The 20385-nt window shown below is 45.2% G+C and carries 17 protein-coding genes and 1 riboswitch; of the genes, 14 read left to right on the top strand and 3 right to left on the bottom strand.

The features are described from left to right. Positions 1-266 precede the first annotated feature (266 nt). From CI959_RS05180 to CI959_RS05145, 9 genes are all read left to right on the top strand, one after another. Positions 267-1361: a hypothetical protein gene (locus tag CI959_RS05180; RefSeq protein WP_057316342.1), complete on the top strand. Its 1095-nt coding sequence runs from the start codon at positions 267-269 to the stop codon at positions 1359-1361. Positions 1362-1387: 26 nt separating this feature from the next. Next, entirely contained in the window at positions 1388-2902 is a 1515-nt protein-coding gene (locus CI959_RS05175) for a hypothetical protein (protein WP_057316344.1), read from the top strand. Between the two features lie 17 nt (positions 2903-2919). Then, a complete protein-coding gene (locus CI959_RS05170; protein ID WP_057316346.1) occupies positions 2920-5388 on the top strand; it encodes a DUF4906 domain-containing protein in 2469 nt (822 codons plus the stop codon). Between the two features lie 457 nt (positions 5389-5845). Continuing rightward, positions 5846-6376, top strand: a complete 531-nt coding sequence (locus tag CI959_RS22090; RefSeq protein WP_315970791.1) for a PD-(D/E)XK nuclease family transposase — start codon at positions 5846-5848, stop codon at positions 6374-6376. After that, positions 6331-6675: a hypothetical protein gene (locus tag CI959_RS22085; RefSeq protein WP_315970790.1), complete on the top strand. Its 345-nt coding sequence runs from the start codon at positions 6331-6333 to the stop codon at positions 6673-6675. Before CI959_RS22090 ends, CI959_RS22085 begins: the two co-directional genes overlap by 46 nt. A 263-nt stretch (positions 6676-6938) precedes the next feature. Next, a complete protein-coding gene (locus tag CI959_RS05160; protein WP_057316347.1) occupies positions 6939-7226 on the top strand; it encodes an HU family DNA-binding protein in 288 nt (95 codons plus the stop codon). A 42-nt stretch (positions 7227-7268) separates the two neighbouring features. Then, positions 7269-7826, top strand: coding sequence for a DUF3575 domain-containing protein (locus CI959_RS05155; RefSeq protein WP_057316350.1), 558 nt, complete (start codon positions 7269-7271; stop codon positions 7824-7826). A gap of 8 nt (positions 7827-7834) precedes the next feature. Next, the gene (locus CI959_RS05150; RefSeq protein WP_057316453.1) at positions 7835-9319 is read left to right on the top strand and encodes a DUF3868 domain-containing protein; all 1485 of its coding nucleotides are present in this window, start codon (positions 7835-7837) and stop codon (positions 9317-9319) included. A gap of 51 nt (positions 9320-9370) precedes the next feature. Next, entirely contained in the window at positions 9371-9751 is a 381-nt protein-coding gene (locus CI959_RS05145) for a hypothetical protein (protein ID WP_009016915.1), read from the top strand. Positions 9752-9831: 80 nt separating this feature from the next. On the opposite strand, the gene CI959_RS05140 is transcribed toward CI959_RS05145, so the two are convergent. From CI959_RS05140 to CI959_RS05130, 3 genes are read right to left on the bottom strand one after another with little or no spacing between them, the layout of a single operon-like run. Next, positions 9832-10491, bottom strand: a complete 660-nt coding sequence (locus CI959_RS05140; protein ID WP_005859406.1) for a thiamine diphosphokinase — start codon at positions 10489-10491, stop codon at positions 9832-9834. A gap of 17 nt (positions 10492-10508) precedes the next feature. Further along, entirely contained in the window at positions 10509-11096 is a 588-nt protein-coding gene (gene pnuC / locus CI959_RS05135; protein ID WP_012056059.1) for a nicotinamide riboside transporter PnuC, read from the bottom strand. Positions 11097-11116: 20 nt separating this feature from the next. Continuing rightward, positions 11117-13315, bottom strand: a complete 2199-nt coding sequence (locus CI959_RS05130) for a TonB-dependent receptor (protein WP_012056060.1) — start codon at positions 13313-13315, stop codon at positions 11117-11119. Between the two features lie 42 nt (positions 13316-13357). Then, positions 13358-13468, bottom strand: a riboswitch (TPP riboswitch). Positions 13469-13705: 237 nt separating this feature from the next. Here CI959_RS05130 and rimP point away from each other — a divergent pair. The 5 genes from rimP to sufB are packed head-to-tail and all read left to right on the top strand — an operon-like array spanning position 13706 to position 20355. After that, positions 13706-14173, top strand: a complete 468-nt coding sequence (rimP, locus tag CI959_RS05125; RefSeq protein ID WP_005859398.1) for a ribosome assembly cofactor RimP — start codon at positions 13706-13708, stop codon at positions 14171-14173. Between the two features lie 4 nt (positions 14174-14177). Beyond that, positions 14178-15443: a transcription termination factor NusA gene (nusA, locus tag CI959_RS05120; protein ID WP_005859396.1), complete on the top strand. Its 1266-nt coding sequence runs from the start codon at positions 14178-14180 to the stop codon at positions 15441-15443. 20 nt (positions 15444-15463) lie between these two features. Further along, the gene (infB, locus tag CI959_RS05115) at positions 15464-18385 is read left to right on the top strand and encodes a translation initiation factor IF-2 (RefSeq protein ID WP_057316352.1); all 2922 of its coding nucleotides are present in this window, start codon (positions 15464-15466) and stop codon (positions 18383-18385) included. A 2-nt stretch (positions 18386-18387) separates the two neighbouring features. Beyond that, positions 18388-18879, top strand: a complete 492-nt coding sequence (locus tag CI959_RS05110; RefSeq protein ID WP_005859392.1) for a CvpA family protein — start codon at positions 18388-18390, stop codon at positions 18877-18879. Between the two features lie 30 nt (positions 18880-18909). Beyond that, a complete protein-coding gene (gene sufB / locus CI959_RS05105) occupies positions 18910-20355 on the top strand; it encodes a Fe-S cluster assembly protein SufB (RefSeq protein ID WP_005859390.1) in 1446 nt (481 codons plus the stop codon). Positions 20356-20385 lie beyond the last annotated feature (30 nt).

Genomic DNA, 20385 nt, shown 5'->3' with positions numbered 1-20385 from the left:
TAGTACACCGAATAGACTACCAGAGGCGGAGTCCGGAATAGTCCGGGCCCCGCTTTCTTTTTTCCTGCTTCTTTCCTTATTATATAGGTGGAATCGTGCGCTACATAGGTATCCCTATCTCGAAAGATAGCTTTAACCACACCCTTAAATACCTATATTCAATATGCTAGTTTTACCCCTTAAAATTGAAACTTACGCCTATCGTAGCTACTAAGGCTTTCTTCTACTTTTGCTTCTGTAAAACAACAAGAAAAATTCAATCCATTATGAAAATAAAGAATATACTAGCACTGGTATGCTTCCTCTGCATCGGAGTATCCTGCTCCATGGAAGACGATATCTTGAATGATGTGGATACGAAAGGCTCGGATACGAATATCGCGGATACCGAGGCCGTTTTCTCTATCTCCCTTTCCGGTAATGGCCCCATGACCAAAGCCGGTGAGAAGGAAGACCCTAACATTGATACCTCTACGGAAGCTTCGATCAGCAATTGCTTTGTGGCTATTATTGAAGGAGAAAACGTGCTCTCTTCTTATTGGTTCGAGACGGCCGATTTGCAGGCGAGTAGTGAGTCTTTCACTACAGAGATCAAACGCCATATGATCGTGAAAGTTCCCAGTAAGAACCCACCGACGCTTAGTGCTTATGCGGTAGCGAATCTGAGTGCAGAGACGGCCAGCCGCTTATTGGCTTGTAAGACCTTGAACGGCATCAAGAATGTCGAGCTGGCAGAACCCCCCACTCTTTTAGTAAAAGTAGGGGGACAACCCATTGGCGCTTATAAGACAACTTCTCAATTGGCTACCCACGATGATGCGAACTGCAATAAAGTGACAATCCCCGTATCGCAGAGAGCCGCCGCGTTCGAGCTTGCCTTCTTCAAGGTGGTAGACGCGAGTAAGGAGAAAGTGAATGGCCAATATCCGGAAGTGAAGAATGTGGAGGTCGTTTCCGTACAGATGCTGAACATCAAGCAAGGCGCGAAAGTGGTGGGTGAGTATGGCGACTCGTTTCTCGATATGACGGATATAAGGAAGCCGAGCGACGTGAATCCGATGGATCCCGATAAAGCACCTTATGGCACTTACGATAAGATCCGTTTCTATGGCTATGATAATACGGACGCGAATACTCTTACTTCCATGAAAATAACTTATAAGGTAGATGGTGGTGCGGAAATGGAACGTACCTATCCGATCAAGATCGATGGGGTAGGTGCAGCGGGAGTTGAAGGAGGAAAGCTTTATAAGCTGAATGTGACGATTGGCTATGCCTCGGAAGAGATCCGGTTCGTGATCGATGATTGGATCTTGAATACATTGGAGGTTGGTGATATCTATGGTGAGCCGGTAATGTAGTAAAAACAGGGTAAAATATATATAACATGAAGCAGTTGAAAAATATACTATTGACAGGATTTCTGGCGCTCTTGGCCTTTGCCGCATGTACGGAAGATAAGCTGATTGATGAGCAGCCGATGGAAACAGGTACGGTTTCGATCTCCTTCTCTACGGAAGGCGTGGAGACTAAAGCGATAGATGCCGGGGGCAATTATGAGTACGCTACGGCAGAGGAACTCAATATAAACGAAATCTTCGTCTCGATCTTCAAGAAGGAGGGTAACGAGTGGAAATATTTGACTTCTAAATCGGGTACTTTAGGTGATGGCAGCTTCGTTGGGGAGCAAAGTCCCGGCTCCTTTAAATTGACAGGCTTAACCTTGCCGCTTAACACGGACCTGAAGGTGGTAGCCATCGCGAATCCGTTGGCGGGGAAGGCCGCGTCTTATGCCGAGATGGATTATAATACGTTAAGTGCGGAGAAGGTTGCTTATTCCGCTACATTGGGTGGAGAGGGCTATTATACATTTGATCCGAAAACCTTGATAAAGGTAGGTGAGCAGGATATGCGCTTTACCGCTAATAACGGTGCTATTTCCGGTGGCGAGGATGTTCATTTGAAGCAATTGGCGGCAAAAGTTCAGTTGAGTTTAGCTGTTGAAGTGCCTTCTTCTAAGTTGCCTCCTAAACCGGATGAGGAAGGTTTGGTATTTGGTGATTATGATGCGGGTGAGATTGTGCCCTTGTTTAATAAAAACAATATGCAAAGTGCCAATGATCTAAATGATCCCATGATTGTAAAAAATATAAAAGGCTCATTTGTGATCAAACGTAAAAGTGAGTGGGGCGATGACACAAATCCTGTAATTGCTACGGCTTACAATGCATCTGGAGATACAGATCCTATTATACCGAAAGAGTATCAGGGAAGTAATATAAAGAAGGCTAAGATTACGGGTGCGAAATATAAGAACACAAGCTATACTCCTACTTCTTATTTTGAGTTGAAAGGGGTGGAAATTAAAAATATAGAGAAATCCTCAACATTATTGATACCTAGAGGGCAGCTACCTTCATCTACTTTAGATAATATAACTAAAAGCATTACAGAAGGAGTAGAAAACGTGGATATAACTTTCTACACGTATGAGAAGCCTGTTTATGTATCCGATACCTCAGAAGCTTTGACTGTAAATATCACTGGACGATTAGCTGAGGGCTATGCCAAGACTATCTCCATTTATGAGCTTAATAAGCTATATCTTCACTGGCAAAATAGTAGCGGATGGGCTGAAGGAAGTTCTTCGTTCTCTATCATAAAAGAGACTACAGGTGAGGGTGAAATGATAGGGCAGGGTTATGAGTTTAATTCGGCTATTTCTTCTGCCTATTTATATCCTATCATTATCAATCCTAAATATGTGGAGGGTAAATGCACGGACGGCTTGATCCATGGCAATTACTATAAGGTGACAGGTACCTTGAAGCGTTCGACCGGTGAGTTCAAGTTATGGGTGACTCCCTGGATCGGTAAAGATGTTAGTGCAAACTTTAATTAAACAGTAAATAGAGTATTATGAAAGCGATAAAATATATATATGCCTTATTCTTGGGCCTGTTAATGCTAGGATTAGGTTCTTGCATGGAAGAGACGGAAGTTAATGGGGGAGAGCCGAAAGTTGAAGGATTGCGTCTGTCCTTGAGCGTTTCCACTAGCGACGTGATTTCTCCGTTCACGAAAGCCTCTGCGGATGATGCTAACGCTATTAATGATTTGAATATTCTTGTATATAATAAGGATAATAGTGAATTAGCCAAAGGATTGTATTTGACCGGTACTGGCTTGAACGGCCTTTCCGTGGATAATAATGAAAAGGACAAGGCTGTTAATTACGATATGATCTTGCCGAACGGTTCTTATCGTGTACGCGTGATCGCGAATGCGGGTTCCAATTTGACATCGAAGTCGTTCGATGAGATAAATAATCTATCGTATGGAATGTCTGGTAATTTGCCTAAGATGATAATGAGCGCATCCTCGGATGATGTATCCGTTAGTGGAGGAAAAGGTTCTGCCATTCTTTCGTTAAAGCGTATTTACGCTATGATATCCGTATCCGTGAATACTTCTGGATTGAAAGATCGTACGATCAAGCCCCTAAAAGTATCTTTGCATCAAGTGCCGACTACTGGTAAATTGTTTATGAACAACTTAATTCCGAAAAATCCGTCACCTTCAGATTATATAACGGAAGCTGATATGATCGAATTTTCCAATCCAGTAGAAAATATTAGTTCAATGAAAGATAACAATATATTCTTCATGTATGAGAATCTGCAACCGGATGGTGTGTGCTTACAAGAAAATGGAAAGTATGTAGAGGCTTATAAAACCCCTGCAAGTTTAGGTACCACCCCAATAAAGGATGTCGCCACTGTGGAAAAAGATAAAACTTGTTCTTATATTAGTGTGGAAGCAGAGTATTCAGAAATGGGTGCTACAGGGAAGATTGTTTATCGTTTTTTCTTAGGAGATAACGCTTTTACCAATTTTGCGGTAGAGCGAAACGCTCACTATAACGTGACACTTAATCTTACCGGTAAGGGCGGGGTTGACGAGGCTTCTTGGCGTGTGACGAAAGATTTCAACTGGGATTTTACGGCAGATGATATTTATATCGGATATCGGATAGGTTCTATGAGTGATATCCAAGTGAAGTTGCCGACAGACCATGGTTGGTTTGATGGTTGTACATGGAGAGTGCAAGGTTCAAATGGTGAGGATTTCCAGATTGATGAGTATGATACAAATACGAATACGATTCGAGTTACCACAAGGAAAACGAATATTAGTAGTAAAGATCACATAACTAATACCGTGACTATTACGGCTACAGGGGCGGATGGAAAATCAGTTTCTAAAACAGTAACTGTCAATCAAGTTATTCGTTTGGTTGATCCGATTGCTTTCTATAAGAAATGGGATAACACGGATCTTGTCGAAGTTAAGGTTCGTGAATTTAATAAGGGGAAGAGAAAGTATGAGATATTGAATTCTATTGGTCCTTGGACGGCTACTATTACCGCCGGGGATTGGTTTACGCTATCAACGGAAGACGGACAGTCTGCCGTTGGCACATTGAAGTCTGTTACAGGTACAGGAGGTGATGTTATTTTTAATTATAAACCGAATAGCACTACGAAGGGGGCTAGTTATAATCGTTATGGAGCTATTAAAGTTACTTATCACAACAATCGTTGTGAGCATATGATTTATTTGCGTCAAGGTTATGCGGATACACAGTTATTGGATGGCGGTGCAACTTGGTCTTTATTCAACTGTACGAGAAAAGGATTTATCACCGAGGCTCCGACCCAATCTGGATATTTTTACCAGGGAGGGGCTTCAGATTCTTATTATACACCATGGGATGTGATTTATGGTAATAAACATTTGAATTGGAAAGATAAAACACCAGATGAGATGCGCAGTGAAAAATACAAATGGGATAATAAACAAGGTCCATGTCCGAGTGGTTATAAAGTCCCTGTGTCTAGTCATTATAGTGCGATTAAAAGTGCTACGGAGAAAAATACATTATTTACATATGGAGGATATGTGTATGATGATAGTTGCCCGGTTGAAAATACTCCTTTTGGTTGGCAATGGGATTCAAAAGGCAATGCGGTTATAGATAAAACTATACATTGTAATCCGGCTAAAGGGACATTAATGGTTCGTTCTTCTGGAGAGCCAGTCAATTTGTTCTTCTCTTATGGTAAGGCAGTTATGACTGAGCATGGAAGTGCTGCGGAGGATACCGGGATTGATGAGATTGGCATTGGGTATTTGGGCAGTGGCCAACTTCTCTATAATGAAGACCATCGATATGGGGCTTTTTATTGGTCTGGATCTGGAGACTCTAAGGCTGATACGAATATGCATTTTATCGATTTCTGGTATTCTTTGAATACAAATGTGCCTATTAATGTTGGTTCATCAAATACGAATAACGGTATGTTTGTCCGTTGTGTAAAGGAATGAAAAAATAAATTAATATATCTAGTTGTAGAGACGCGGCATGCTGCGTCTCTCTCTATTTAGTTGAAATCAATCTGACACTTTGTATCCTTATCCCCCAGAGAATCCCCTTTTCCGTACAGACCTCCAGTCCATCCCTAAATACGCGAGAAAAAATAAGCAATCATCTGGCGTATAGGCATATGCTGAAAAACGCCCTTTCATTCTAGCGAAATTGGTTCATCGTAATTCATATTTAGTGGCTTGTTTGGGGGATTTTAAGGGGTTAGAACCGGGGTGTAACAGGGTTATGATGCCCAACGGCACTATCGGTGTTGCCCAACGCGACCTGTCGCATAGCCTTTCGCCGCCTATCATGTCCTAAAAGGGGCTTTTTCCCGCGAAAAACGTTACTTATAGCGATCGCCTTTCCCCTATTTTGCCCTTCTCGTAAAAAGGATGTGTCACGATACACGTCTCATTGCGATCAAAAAGACCGGATCGTACCGGTTTGGCTGACGGGAAGATCTTTGGCTATAACCATGTCATGAATGGTTTATTTTATCGGGATAAGGTTGTTTATCCGGGAAATAGTCTTTACCTTTACGGTATAGATACGTTTTCAAGTATTAATCAATCAAAACCCATACGAACTATGGAACACTACGTGAATATCATGCTGGATAGCGGCTTCAAGGCCGTTTTCGGAGACAAGCAAGTGATGCTGGATTTCATCAACGCCGCCTTGCATGGCGAACGTGAGGTGACCGACCTCACTTATATGGACAAGGAGATCTCCCCTGAATTATCGGATGGACGTACCGTGATCTTCGACCTTCTTTGCGAGGATACGGACGGAGGCAAATTTATAGTGGAAATGCAGAATTGCCCCCAGAATTACTTCTTCAACCGCGGTTTTTATTACATTTGCCGTATGATCTCCCGTCAAGTCGAGAGAGGTCCGGAGTGGAAATACGACCTGCTTCCGGTGTATGGCATCTGTCCCCATTGAAAGAGAAAGAGGCCCACTTCCGCCACCTGCAGGACGTGGCTAACCTGGGTTCCCTCACCCCGCAGGAGCGTGCCGTCTACGACGAGAACCTGAAGATCTATCGGGATTGGCGGGCTACGATGGAATACGCGGTGGAGAATGCGGAGGCGAGAGGCGCACGTCTAGCGCTCTTAGGTACGGCTAGCAACTTGAGGAAAGCCGGCGTGGATTCGTTTGTGATCGCCCAATCTACAGGGCTTTCCTTGGAGGAGGTAAACGATCTGGAGAATCTCATTCGCGAGGAAGAGATTAAGAGTTAGATGTGGATGATACGGATTGATGATGCTAATAAAATCCGAGTCTGATAAATGTGGTATCACTGGTAAGGGGACAGGCTTACACAAGTCTGCCCCCTTACTGTCTTTATAAAGTATCGGTGTTCCTATCACCTTCTCGGAAATGAATAGGTGTTCTTATCAATCAAGGATAGTTGGTAGGTTTACCCTTTAAAGTTGAAACTCACACCTATCGTGCTAAGAAATGTTATAATCTATTTTTGTGATGCAAATTAAAAGTGAAAGGGATGAATAGGAGAGAACTTATAAAAACATTGGCCGATAAATTGTCGATAACCCGAGTGGAGGCGATGCGGTTTGCGCAAGCTTGGGAAGAGGTTACGACAGAGGCTTTGGAAAATGATGGTTCTTTGATGCTATTGGGGTTTGGAACGTTCTCCGCTTGGGAACAAACCGAACGGATCGGTAGAAATCCTAAGAATGGGGTGGCTTACATGATAAGAGCTCGCAAGAGCGTGAAGTTTAAGCCCGGTAAATTATTACTTAAACAGTTGAATGTGAGCTCGTCGAAGTGAAGGCATTCATGAATGTATAATAAAAACGAAAAAATATTCGATATGAAGAGAATTCTTTTCCTAGTCCTGCTCTTGGTAGCTACGACAGGCGTTTACGGCCAGAAGTTCGCGGTGAAGTCGAACTTGCTCTATGATGCGACAGCTACGATTAACTTGGGCGTAGAGGTTGGCTTGGCGAAAAAGTGGTCGCTGGATCTGTCCGGCAACTATAATGGGTGGAAGTATGGCGACGAGGCCCGTATGAAACATTGGCTGGTGCAACCGGAAGCCCGTTATTGGTTGTGTGAGAAGTTCAACGGACATTTCTTCGGCTTACATGCGCACTATGCGGATTACAATGTTGGAGGTTTGAAGTTCTTGAGCAAGAATATGGAGAATCATCGGTATCAAGGTAATTTGTATGGAGCCGGACTTTCTTATGGTTATCAATGGTTGTTGAGCGACCGGTGGAGCATGGAAGCCGTGCTGGGTATCGGCTGGGCGCATCTGGATTACGATAAGTATCCATGCGCTACTTGTGGTACGATATTGAAGAGCGAGACGAAAGATTATTTCGGGGTTACGAAGGCGGCTATTTCTATTATTTACTTTATTAAATGACCCAAGCGATGAATAAAAAGATAAATACATATATGATGGCGGCTATGATGGCCGTCGTGTCTCCGGCGATCATGGGACAGACTGCCTCGGATGGGGTTAAAGTGATTTGTAACGACGTGGTGCAGAAGGGTGACTCGATATATATCGATGCCGTGGTGACAGTAAGTGGTGATGCGGTGAAATCCCGTAGCTATTTGGAACTGACCCCCGTCTTGGAATCGGCATCGCAAAAGGAGGGGCTTCCTTCTATTTTGGTGAACGGACGTATCCGCCAGAAAGTATATAACCGTGAGGTCGCTTTGGATAATTTGAACGACGTACCTCATTATACCATATTGAAAGCCGGTAAGGAAGATCAAGTGGTAAGTTATAAAACCGCCGTGCCTTTTGAGGATTGGATGAAAGACGCACGTGTCGTGTTAGACCCGAATCTATGCGGTTGCGGTAAGGAAGAGGCCGGTAGTCCGTTATTGATCGCGGATAAGATTCGCCGCCGTCCGGATAAGCGCTATGAGGTTCAGCCTACATTCTCTTATATCACGCCGATGGCGGAGACGGAGAAGCATCGTGCGGAAGTCGGTACGGCTTTCTTGGACTTCCAAGTGGATAAATATCAGATTCTTCCGGATTTCCGGAATAATGCGGTGGAGTTGGCGAAGATCAATAATACGATCCGTACCGTTACAGAGGATAAGAACGTGAAACCGACAGGTATCGTACTGAAAGGATATGCCTCACCGGAAGGCTCTTACGCTAGTAATAAGAAATTGGCGGATAATCGAGTCAAAGCGTTACGTGACTATATCCGCCAAAAGAATGACTTCAAGGCTGATTTCTTCACGATGAGCTCGGAACCGGAAGACTGGGCCGGTTTTAAGGAAAAGGTAGAGGCCGATCCGAATGTACCGAATCGTAGCGAGGTATTGGCGATTATCGATAGCTCGGATGATCCGGATCGCAAGGAGGCTAAGTTGCGTGCCTTGGGGGGGGGCGCCGCTTTCCGTTATGTATTGAAAGATATTTTCCCTTCGTTACGTCGCTCGGAATATAAGATTGATTATACGGTACGCGAGTTTACGGTGGATGAGGGGCGTGAGATCATCAAGACCCGTCCGCAACAGCTAAGTTTAGGGGAGATGTTCGCGGTGGCTAACAGCTATGAGATCGGTAGTGACGAATATAATAATGTATTTGATATCGCTGTCCGTATGTTCCCGAATGATCCGGTAGCGAATCTTAACGCTGCGAATATCGCTATGGGCAAGGGTGATTATGCTTCCGCTAAGAACTATTTGGCGAAAGCGGGGAACGCCCCAGAGGCGGTTCACGCAAAAGGAGTGTTAAGTATGTTGACCGGTGATTTGGCAGAAGCGGAATCTCTATTGAAGCAGGCTCAGGATATGGGCGTAAAGGCCGCAGCTATAAATTTAGAGGAATTACGCAAGAAAATAGAGGATAATGCGGTATTTGATAGTTTCAACGCTGTAAAATGATAGCTATTCCTCCCTACGTATAGGGCAGAAGGCACTTAATTTGTAAATGTCATGAAGACAAATATTAATAATAATTTCTTTTATATGGAACAAGCATCAGATGTAGTAGAGTTGGTTCTGCCTCATGAGGTAGATAATCCAAACAATGTCTATCTGTATCTGGAAGGAGATGCTTGGTGCGCATACGAACGTTCAGCCTACTATCTGACTCAGATGGAGGTACCGGTTGTATTAAAGAAAGAAGTAATCCACGATGACTATGACGTGGTCTTACTGAAAGCTTTTTTCGCCGTGAATGATATGTATTTGCCGCTTTCTCCCACGGCTGTGCTGAAGTTGGTTGCCGACGATAAGCTACAGTTCCAGATAAGGGATAGGGTAGAAGGTTTTTCCGAATGGAAAGAGAATGAGTTAAAAAAATTATCTGCTTGATAAGGAAGCGAACGCTTCTTATTTAAGCATGTAAAGTTGAGGGGTGTAAGGGTCCTGGAAAGTAGTGATACTTTTCAGGACTATTCTTTTGTATGGGATGCCTCCCTGTAAATGATTACCCGGCAATCCGGGGAGAGAGTGACAGTGAATTGGTCTCCCAAAGCCTCGTTGAGAGTTCCTTGCCACCATGAGGTGAGCTTTCGTCGGCGAATGGGCCAACGGAGTCCTTCCGTACTAATCTCCCCTTCGGGATAAAGAACGAAAATGGAGATTTGTTGTCCCGGATAAGAAGCGAAGGTTGTTGTTTCTAAGATAGGAGTGAAAAGGCCATAGTCGGATAACATCTCCACCCGCTTGAATAAGTGGGCATAGTCCATAAGAAGGGATATATTTCCCAATGTATGATCCTCACGCAATCCGGTAGCTCCTAATATGAGAACTTCTCGATAGCCTTGGGTATGGGCGAAACGGACGGATTTGGTGAGGTCGTTGATCTCTTGGTCCTCTACATGATGGATTCGGTCTGCGTAGCGTTCGCGCAGGCCGGCGGGTATGCTGTCCAAGTCTCCTACGATAGCGTCCGGATGAATACCCTTTTCATAAAGTGTCTTTACGGCTCCATCACAAGCGATAATCGTTTTCGCTTCCTTTAATAATCTCAAGGGTAACTCAGCGGAAGGAAATCTCCCATTCGCTACGATCACACATCCTCCTTCCAGACTTTCCATATTATCTCCCATAATTCAAAATTCATAATTCAAAACTCTTCCCCTTTCTTCCGCCAATTGTAATAGCCTACTATGGCTAGTGTCGCATAGCAAAAATAGAGTAGCATCGTCGGATACAAGCCCCGAAGGTAATAAAGATATACGGAAACGAGGTTTACGATTACCCAAAAAATCCAATGCTCGATAATTCGCCTTGCCAGCATCCAAGTAGCGACAATGCCTACCGACGTGGTGAACGCATCGCCTACGGGGATGGGAGAGTCCGTGAATTGATGAAGGAGATACCATAAGATGGCGAATACAACGGCCAATGTTCCGATAATCCCCACGAAAAGCGGAAGGCTCAGATGGGTGTATAGGATACGGTCGGAGGGAAGACTGTCGTTTTCCGTGTGTGTCTCATGTTTCTTCCGGGTCCATTGATAGAAACCGTATATGCTGATTCCTACGTAATAGGTTTGCAATCCCATGTCCGCATAGATCTTAGCGGACAGGAAGACAAATACATACACGAGGGAGGTGAGGAATCCCACCACCCACATGGCCTTATGTTGTTTAATCTCTAGAAAGAGATAGAGTAGACCGGTTATTACTCCGAAGTATTCTAGCCAAACCATTTTAGTAATTGAAAATTAAGTTAGAATTTGAAGGTGATCCTGGCCATGGCGTTCGTGCCGGCTTGGGTGAAATAACCGTCATCCTTTTTACGTGTGCCGTTTTCGATATACGAGTATACCCATGCGTTGGTCTCGTACTTCTCGTTGAAGAGGTTGTTGATAGTCACGTCTAGGGTTATTTCTTTCATGAACTTAGGCTGGAAGGCGTAACCGATACGTAGGCTATTGATAAAGTAGGGATCGATGGAACGATCCTTGCTGCTTGAATTGTCTATGTATTGGCGGCCTACTACTTGCGAGTTGAAACTAGCGATAAATCCTTTGTAAGCGAAATCGAACATGCTGTTTGCGATTAGGTCTGGGGAGAAAGCGATATTCGTTGTACCTAGATCGTTGATCTCTTGTACTCCGGTATCCCAGTTATCCACGTATTCCACGAAATGCTTGATTTTATTTTGGCTGAGGGTTACGTTCGCGTTCCAATTCAGCCAAGAGGTGATTTGTACACCTCCGGTAAGCTCGATGCCCATTCGGTAGCTATCCTTTATATTGGAAGTGAGGGCCTCACCGATCTCGCTGATCTTGCCGGTCAGGATTAATTGGTTGTTGTAATCCATGAAATAGAGATTGGCTCCAACCCGGAAACGGTTGTTACCAAAACTATAACCGGCCTCGTAATCATATAAGGTCTCGTGGGTAGGACGTTCTTCGGGGCCTGCCTCCGTGAAATTGTCACGGTTCGGTTCCCGATTTGCGACGGAGAAAGAGACGAATGCGTTATGGCCGTTATTATGGAAGTTTATACCGGCTTTCGGGTTGAAGAAGTTCCAGTTCTTATGAATGTCCAGCTCTTCCTCGGCTTTGTCATCGTTTCCCTTAATGGTGTAATGGATCCCACGGTATTGTAAGTCCAGATAGCCGGTGAAAAGAGGGGAAAGACGTTGGGTCAATTTTGCGTATGCGTTGTAGTCTAATTTCTTACCGGTATTGCGGTAATATTCGTAATCCGGTTGTGGCAAGACGTTTGCGCTTTTGGTCCACATTACCCGGCCAAAATGGTCGCCTACATAGTTGTTGACGGCGGTTCCCAGCGTAAGGCGGGTATTGTCACGTTGATAGTTCGCGCTATAAACGGTCCCATAGAAATAATTGTCGAGCCATTTACGGCGCACGAGGTCGGTCTTTTTTACGGTATTACCCTCCGGATCGATATATTCCGGTAGCTTATAACTGCTGAATTTGGCTTTCGATTTATAATCCTCGTAATATCCGTTACCATCGGTGTAATGAAGGGTCAGGTTCATATTCCAGAAATCTCCGATACGCTGGCTGGCCATTAAATGGTAGTTGTGTTGCCAATAATTATCCGTCTGATTGTTATAAAACTTCTTCACTCCATCTTCCTCATATTCTCCGCATGGATTATAGCTACGATCTGTGTCAAGTAAATAAGACGGAACACCGTTCCATGCTTGATAGGTCTTCTCGCTGTTCCCGAAGGCTTGGAATTTAATCAATGTATTATCGGCATAGAAAGCGGCGGAGGCATAGTAAGAGCTCATACGGGCGGAGGCACGATCGATAAAGCCGTCGCTACGGATATTGGAGTAGCGGGCGTCGAAAGCGAAATGATCGTAAAGTAATCCGGTACCGCCTTTTACCGTATGCTTCAGCGTACCGAAAGAACCTGCTGATACGGAATATTCGCCGTAAGGCTTTAAGGACGGTTTCTCGGTTTGCATGGCGACCGTAGCGCCAAAAGCCGCGGCTCCGTTCGTAGAGGTTCCGGCACCTCGTTGGATCTGGATCGATTCTACCGAGGAGGCTATATCGGCCATATTAGCCCAGAATACGGTATGAGACTCGGAGTCATTAACCGGTACGCCATTGATCGTGATATTGATACGGTTCGCGTCTGTCCCCCGGATACGAAAACCGGAGTAACCTATACCTGTTCCGGCATCCGAGGTCATGATAACAGACGGGGATTGGGAGATAAGGAATGGGATACCTTGCCCGTTGTTCCGGCTGCTTAGCTCTTGTTTGGAGATGTCGCTATAAGCTACCGGGGTTTCTTTCCCGACTTTGGTAGCGGTAATAACTACTTCATCCAAAGATACGTCTTTTGAGATTTTCAAGGAGTCGACCGGACTGGGCATTTGTGCCTTGACGGTTGTAGCCAGTAAGGAGCCGGCCAAGATAACCAATACATTTTTCATCTTTTCATCTTTTTGCTTTAAAACTAAATAGATGAATAGAAAGGATCGGAGAAGCATGAATCCCTACGACAGCATTACCTGTACAGGTTCTATGGGTATGATCTCAGCCCGCTCCTTTCGTGAAGGATTTTGCGAGCACCCCTTCGTATTCGGCAGCAAAGATAGGCATAAAAGTGTTAATAAATATTACTGTCAATAGTAAATCGGATTTCTATAGATATTAATTCTGATTACTATGGATAGTAATCCGGTTTGTGTCGTATTAATTTTTTCTGTAAAAAGATGAGGATATTTTGAGAACTCATTGATTTTTTGTATATTTGCGGGCGATTAAGTGAAGTTGAGGAGGGGGCGGGTAGTCCCCTTCTTTTGTTCTTAACAGATATGTGTATGATAGAAAAGAAAGTGGTAAGCCAATTAATAGAGGAAAAACTAGCCTCTTCAAGCAATTATTTAGTAGACGTGGTGATTAAACCGGGAAACCTGATAGTCGTTGAAATTGATAACGATGAAGCGGTAAGCATTGATGATTGCGCTGAGTTGAGCCGGTATTTGGAGGAGCATCTGGATCGTGACGTCGAGGATTATGAGCTGGAGGTTGGCTCCGCCGGCATTACTTCTCCTTTCAAGGTACTTCGCCAATACGTCAAGAACATCGGAAACGAGGTGGAGATGCTGTTGAAAAACGGCTCGAAGCTGACCGGTGTGTTGAAATCTGCCGACGAGAACGGTGTGGTTGTCTCTGTCGAGAAGAAGGTGAAACCGGAAGGCGCTAAGCGGAAGGTGACTGTGGTGGAGGATGAGTCGTATACATTTGATGAAATAAAATATACAAAATACTTAATAAGATTCAAGTAAGATTATGGCCAAGAAAGAGGAAACAATCAGTATGATTGACACCCTTGCGGAGTTCAAGGAGTTGAAGAATATCGATAAAGATACGATGATTAGCGTTTTGGAAGATTCGTTCCGTAACGTGATCGCCAAGATGTTTGGCACGGATGAGAACTATGACGTGATTATCAACCCTGAGAAAGGTGATTTCGAGATCTGGAGAAACCGTACGGTTGTGGCTGATGATGAATTGGAGGATGAGAACTTGCAGCTTACGTTGACGGAGGCCCGTAAAATCGATGCCGACTGTGAGGTGGGCGAGGAAGTGACCGACGAGGTGCATTTTGCAGACTTCGGACGCCGTGCGATCTTAAACTTGCGCCAAACTTTGGCTTCAAAGATACTTGAATTGCAGAAAGACAGCTTGTACGCTAAGTATAAGGATAAAATAGGCCACATCATCGCCGCTGAGGTTTATCAGGTGTGGAAGAAAGAAATCCTGTTGCTGGATGACGATGGTAATGAGTTGCTACTGCCGAAATCCGAGCAAATCCCGACCGATTTCTATCGTAAGGGAGAGACCGTACGTGCGATCGTTCAACGTGTGGATAACTATAATAACAACCCGAAGATCCTTCTTTCCCGTACGGATAAGGTCTTCTTGCAACGGTTGTTTGAGTTGGAGGTTCCGGAGATTAATGACGGCTTGATTACGATCAAGGCGATCGCCCGCATCCCGGGAGAGCGTGCCAAGGTGGCTGTCGAGTCATACGATGACCGTATTGATCCGGTAGGCGCTTGCGTAGGTATGAAAGGCTCTCGTATCCACGGAATCGTTCGCGAGTTGAGAAACGAGAACATTGATGTGATTAATTACACCTCAAATCTCTCTTTGTTTATCCAGCGTGCCTTAAGCCCGGCTAAGATCTCTTCTATCCGTGTGAATGAGGAGGAAAAGAAAGCTGAGGTTTATCTACGTCCGGAGGAGGTTTCTTTAGCGATCGGTAAGGGCGGTCTGAATATTAAGTTGGCTTGTATGTTGACTGAGTATACGATTGACGTATTCCGTGATATCGAAGGAGCGGACGAGGAGGATATCTACTTGGATGAGTTCTCCGACGAGATCGACAGCTGGGTGATCGACGCACTGAAGAATATAGGATGCTATACGGCGAAGAGTGTCCTTGCTATGGACCGCAATGAGATTATTGAACGTGCCGATCTGGAAGAGCAGACCGTGGACGATCTTTTAGCTATCTTATCTGCGGAATTTGAAGATGAAGGTAACGAATAAGTATTACGACAAAGTTAGATATGCCTATAAAATTAATTCAAGTACAGAGAAAATTGAACGTGGGAATCAACACGGTGGTTGAGTTCCTGCACCGGAATGGGTTCTCGGTTGAGGATAATCCCAACACGAGGATCAGTGATGAACAGTATGCTTTGCTCGTAAAAGAGTTTGGAAAGGATCTGCCAGAGAAAGATCGTAATTTTGCGGCGGATCGTGTGCGGAAAGAGGTTCCTTCTGTGAAAGAAGAGAAGACCGCGGAAATAAAGACAGTGATACCGGAAGAATTCAGACCTAAGATCGTAATGAAGGGTCATATCGATTTGGATGGTGGACAACATAAAAAACAGCAGGAAGAGCCGAAGGCTAAAGAGGAGCCTAAGGTGAAAGAAGAGCCTAAGGTAAAGGAAGAGCCGAAAGTGAAGGAAGCGCCTGCCGCTCCCGCTGCTCAAGCTCCTGTTAAACCCGCGCAGCCTGCGCAGGCTCCCACGGAGAAAAAAGAAGAAAAAGTTATAGTAGTGGAAGTGGAAAAAGAAAAAACCGTAGAGAAGCAACCGGTTGTTGCGGAACCTAAGGTGGAAAGTGTGAAACCGGAACAGGAAGTAGAGAAGACCGAGGAAAAGGATGATAATCTTTTCCGTTTGAACTCGGTTAAATTGGAGTCAAAGATCAAGGTAACCGGTAAGATTGACTTGGATGCGCTTAACCAATCGACTCGTCCGAAAAAGAAAACGAAGGAGGAGAAGCGGAAAGAGCGTGATGAGAAGCAAAAGTTTAATAACAATCGGCCGGGTAATAATAGCAACGGTCCGGGCGCTCCTCATAAGAGTCCGAATTCGCCGACTTTGATTAAACCGAACGCTCCTGCTAAACCGGGTGAGGAAGGTGACGCTAAGAAGAAGCGTAAACGTATCAAGAAAGATCGGGTAGACGTGAATAATACGCCGGGTACGAATTATCCGCGCCCGAATCGTGACGATCGTCCGAATAACGACCGTAAGCCTCGCTTGAAGAAGCCGGTGAAAGCGGAAGTTAGTGAAGAGGATGTTCAAAAGCAGATCAAGGAGACTTTGGCTCGCTTGACCAACAAGAATAATAAGAATAATAAGGGGGCTAAATACCGTCGTGATAAACGTGACGCCGCTGTGAAACGTGAGCACGAGTTGATGGAACAGGAAGAACTGGAAAGCAAGGTATTGAAGCTGACCGAGTTCGTTACGGCCAACGACTTGGCGAACATGATGGACGTATCTGTAACGGAGGTTATTGGTACTTGCATGAGCATCGGCCTTATGGTTTCGATCAATCAGCGCCTGGATGCGGAGACGATCAATATTGTGGCTGAGGAGTTCGGTTATAAGACTGAATATGTAAGCGCGGATGTTGTCGAGGCGATCAACGCTGATGAGGAAGATGATAACGAGGAGGATTGGGTAGCCCGTCCGCCTATCGTAACGGTGATGGGACACGTTGACCATGGTAAGACTTCTTTATTGGATAATATCCGTAGCGCGAACGTAATCGCCGGTGAGGCCGGTGGTATCACGCAGCATATCGGAGCCTACAACGTGAAGTTGCAGAATGGCCGCCGTATCACGTTCTTGGATACTCCGGGTCATGAGGCGTTTACCGCTATGCGTGCCCGTGGCGCAAAGGTGACGGATATCGCGATTATTATCGTGGCCGCTGATGATAACGTGATGCCTCAGACGATCGAGGCGATTAATCACGCTTCGGCTGCCGGTGTTCCTATTGTTTTCGCTATTAATAAAATCGATAAGCCACATGCTAATCCTGAGAAGATCAAGGAGGAGTTGGCGAATATGAATTACTTGGTGGAAGACTGGGGGGGTAAGTACCAGAGTCAGGAGATCTCCGCTAAGAAAGGTATCGGTGTCGAGGAGTTGTTGGAGAAGGTCTTGTTGGAGGCCGACCTGTTGGATTTGAAAGCGAATCCGAAAAAACGTGCGGTTGGTTCTATCATCGAGTCTTCTTTGGACAAGGGACGTGGCTATGTATCTACCATATTGGTGGAGAACGGTACGTTGAAGATGGGAGATATCGTTTTGGCGGGAACTCATCAAGGACGTATCAAGGCGATGTTCAACGAGCGTAATCAACGGGTGGAGAAGGCCGGTCCTTCCGAGCCGGTATTGATCCTCGGTTTGAATGGTGCTCCTCAGGCCGGTGATACATTTAATGTATTGGAGACTGAGCAAGAGGCGCGTGAGATAGCTAACCGTCGTGAGCAATTGCAGCGTGAGTTAGGTCTTCGTACGCAGAAGATGCTTACTTTGGATGATATCGGACGTCGTATCGCCGTGGGTAACTTCCAAGAGTTGAACGTGATCGTGAAGGGTGATGTGGATGGTTCCGTAGAGGCTTTGTCCGACTCCTTGATCCGTTTGTCTACCGAGGAGATTCAGGTAAACGTAATTCACAAGGCGGTTGGCCAGATTTCCGAGTCGGATGTGGTTTTGGCAGCGGCTTCGAACGCTATCATTATCGGATTCCAAGTTCGTCCGTCTTTGCAAGCACGTAGAAACGCCGAGAAGGAAGGTGTGGAGATCCGTTTGTATTCTATCATCTACGATGCGATCGAGGAGGTGAAGAGCGCTATGGAAGGCATGCTTTCTCCGGAGATCAAGGAGGAGATTACCGCTTATGTGGAAGTTCAGCAGGTATTCAAGATCACCAAGGTCGGTACGGTTGCCGGATGTATGGTTAAGGAAGGCAAGATCAAACGTACGAACAAGATCCGTTTGATACGTGACGGTATCGTTATCTATGCCGGTGAGCTAGGTTCTTTGAAACGTTTCAAGGACGATGCGAAAGAGGTCGTGGCTGGCTTGGATTGCGGTTTGAATATTACGAACTTCAACGATATCCAAGTGGGCGATATGATCGAGGCTTACGAAGAGACAGAAATAAAGAAGACGTTATAACGATGAACTGGTTGGACATTACATTGCTATGTCTGGCAGGGATAGGATTTGTGAAAGGCCTGTTTGATGGAATCATCAAACAGGTTGTTTCGCTTATAGCCCTAGTGATCGCGATCTTTTTCTGCGGGAAAGCGGCGGCTTGGCTGAAAGGATATATCTTGGCGTTGGGTTGGTTTCCGGAAGAAGGGGTTACGATCTTGAGTTATATAGCGGGTTTTATCTTGATTATGGGGGTATTTATCCTAGCGGGTGAACTGGTTACCAAGGTGGTAGGGGCGACACCGTTGAGCGTTATCAACCATTTGTTTGGGGGTTTTTTCGGGTTGCTGGTCGTTTTGGTCTTTACCAGTTTGCTGTTGAATGCGCTGGAGTTCGTGGATCGCGGATCGGTCTTGATTCATCGCCAATCGAAGATAGAATCTCGTTTTTATTATAGCGTGAAGCAAATAGTACCAACAATTTTCCCACATAATTTGTTTTCATTAGGAGAATGAAGGGCTTTTATCAATGGTTAATTTATAATTATGCAGGATTCAAATCATATCATTAATGAGGTAACGAGCGGAGATTATAAATATGGCTTCGTTACCGATATTGATACGGAGGTGATCCATCGTGGATTAGACGAGGAGACGGTCCGTATTATCTCTGCCAAGAAGAACGAGCCGGAATGGTTACTCGAGTTCCGTTTGAAGGCTTTTCGCCATTGGCAGACGTTGGAGATGCCTACATGGCCTCACTTGAATATCCCGCCGATCGATTATCAGGACATTATCTATTATGCCGCCCCTAAGAAAAAAGAGGGACCAAAGAGCTTGGATGAGGTAGATCCTGAGTTGTTGAAAACATTCGATAAACTGGGTATTCCTTTGGAAGAACAGAAGCATTTAAGCGGAATGGCGGTAGACGCCGTGATGGATAGTGTTTCCGTGAAGACTACTTTCAAGGAGAATCTCGCGGAGAAGGGGATTATTTTCTGTTCGTTCAGCGAGGCTGTACAACATCATCCGGACTTGGTGCAGAAGTATTTGGGCAGCGTGGTTGGTTATCGTGATAATTTCTTTGCCGCCTTGAATTCGGCCGTGTTCTCGGACGGTTCGTTTGTTTATATACCGAAGGGCGTACGTTGCCCGATGGAGTTGAGTACGTATTTCCGTATCAATGCCGCTAATACCGGACAGTTCGAGCGTACCTTGATTGTCGCAGACGATGAGGCGTATGTAAGTTATCTGGAAGGATGTACGGCGCCGATGCGTGACGAGAACCAATTGCATGCCGCTATCGTGGAGATCGTGGCGAACGAGCGTGCCGAGGTGAAGTATTCTACCGTACAGAATTGGTATCCGGGTGATAAGGAAGGTAAAGGCGGTATCTATAACTTCGTGACGAAACGAGGTTTGTGCAAAGGTGAGGGTAGCAAGATCTCTTGGACGCAAGTAGAGACCGGTTCGGCGATCACTTGGAAATATCCGAGCTGTATCTTGGCGGGTGATAACTCGGTAGGTGAGTTTTACTCGGTTGCCGTGACCAATAATTACCAACAGGCCGATACGGGTACGAAGATGATTCATCTGGGTAAGAATACGAAAAGTACGATCGTATCCAAGGGTATCTCTGCCGGTCATAGCCAGAATAGCTATCGGGGATTGGTGAAGGTGTCCGCCCGTGCGGAAGGCGCCCGAAACCATAGCCAATGCGATAGTTTGTTACTAAGCTCTACTTGTGGAGCTCATACGTTCCCTTACGCTGATATTCAGAATGAGACGGCGATCGTGGAGCATGAGGCTACGACGAGTAAGATCAGTGAGGAGCAATTGTTCTACTGCCAGCAACGGGGTATCTCGGTAGAAGAGGCTGTTGGTTTGATCGTGAATGGATATGCCCGCGAGGTAATGAATAAGTTACCGATGGAGTTTGCTGTCGAGGCTCAGAAATTACTAACGATCTCGCTGGAAGGCAGCGTAGGATAGAATAATTTTCAATTTTCAACTTTCAATTTT

The organism is Parabacteroides sp. AT13, assembly GCF_002272965.1.
In the GTDB taxonomy this organism is placed as follows: domain Bacteria; phylum Bacteroidota; class Bacteroidia; order Bacteroidales; family Tannerellaceae; genus Parabacteroides; species Parabacteroides distasonis.
The sequence above is the reverse complement of the archived record's forward strand: the minus strand, read 5'-3'. Positions and strand labels throughout refer to the sequence as shown.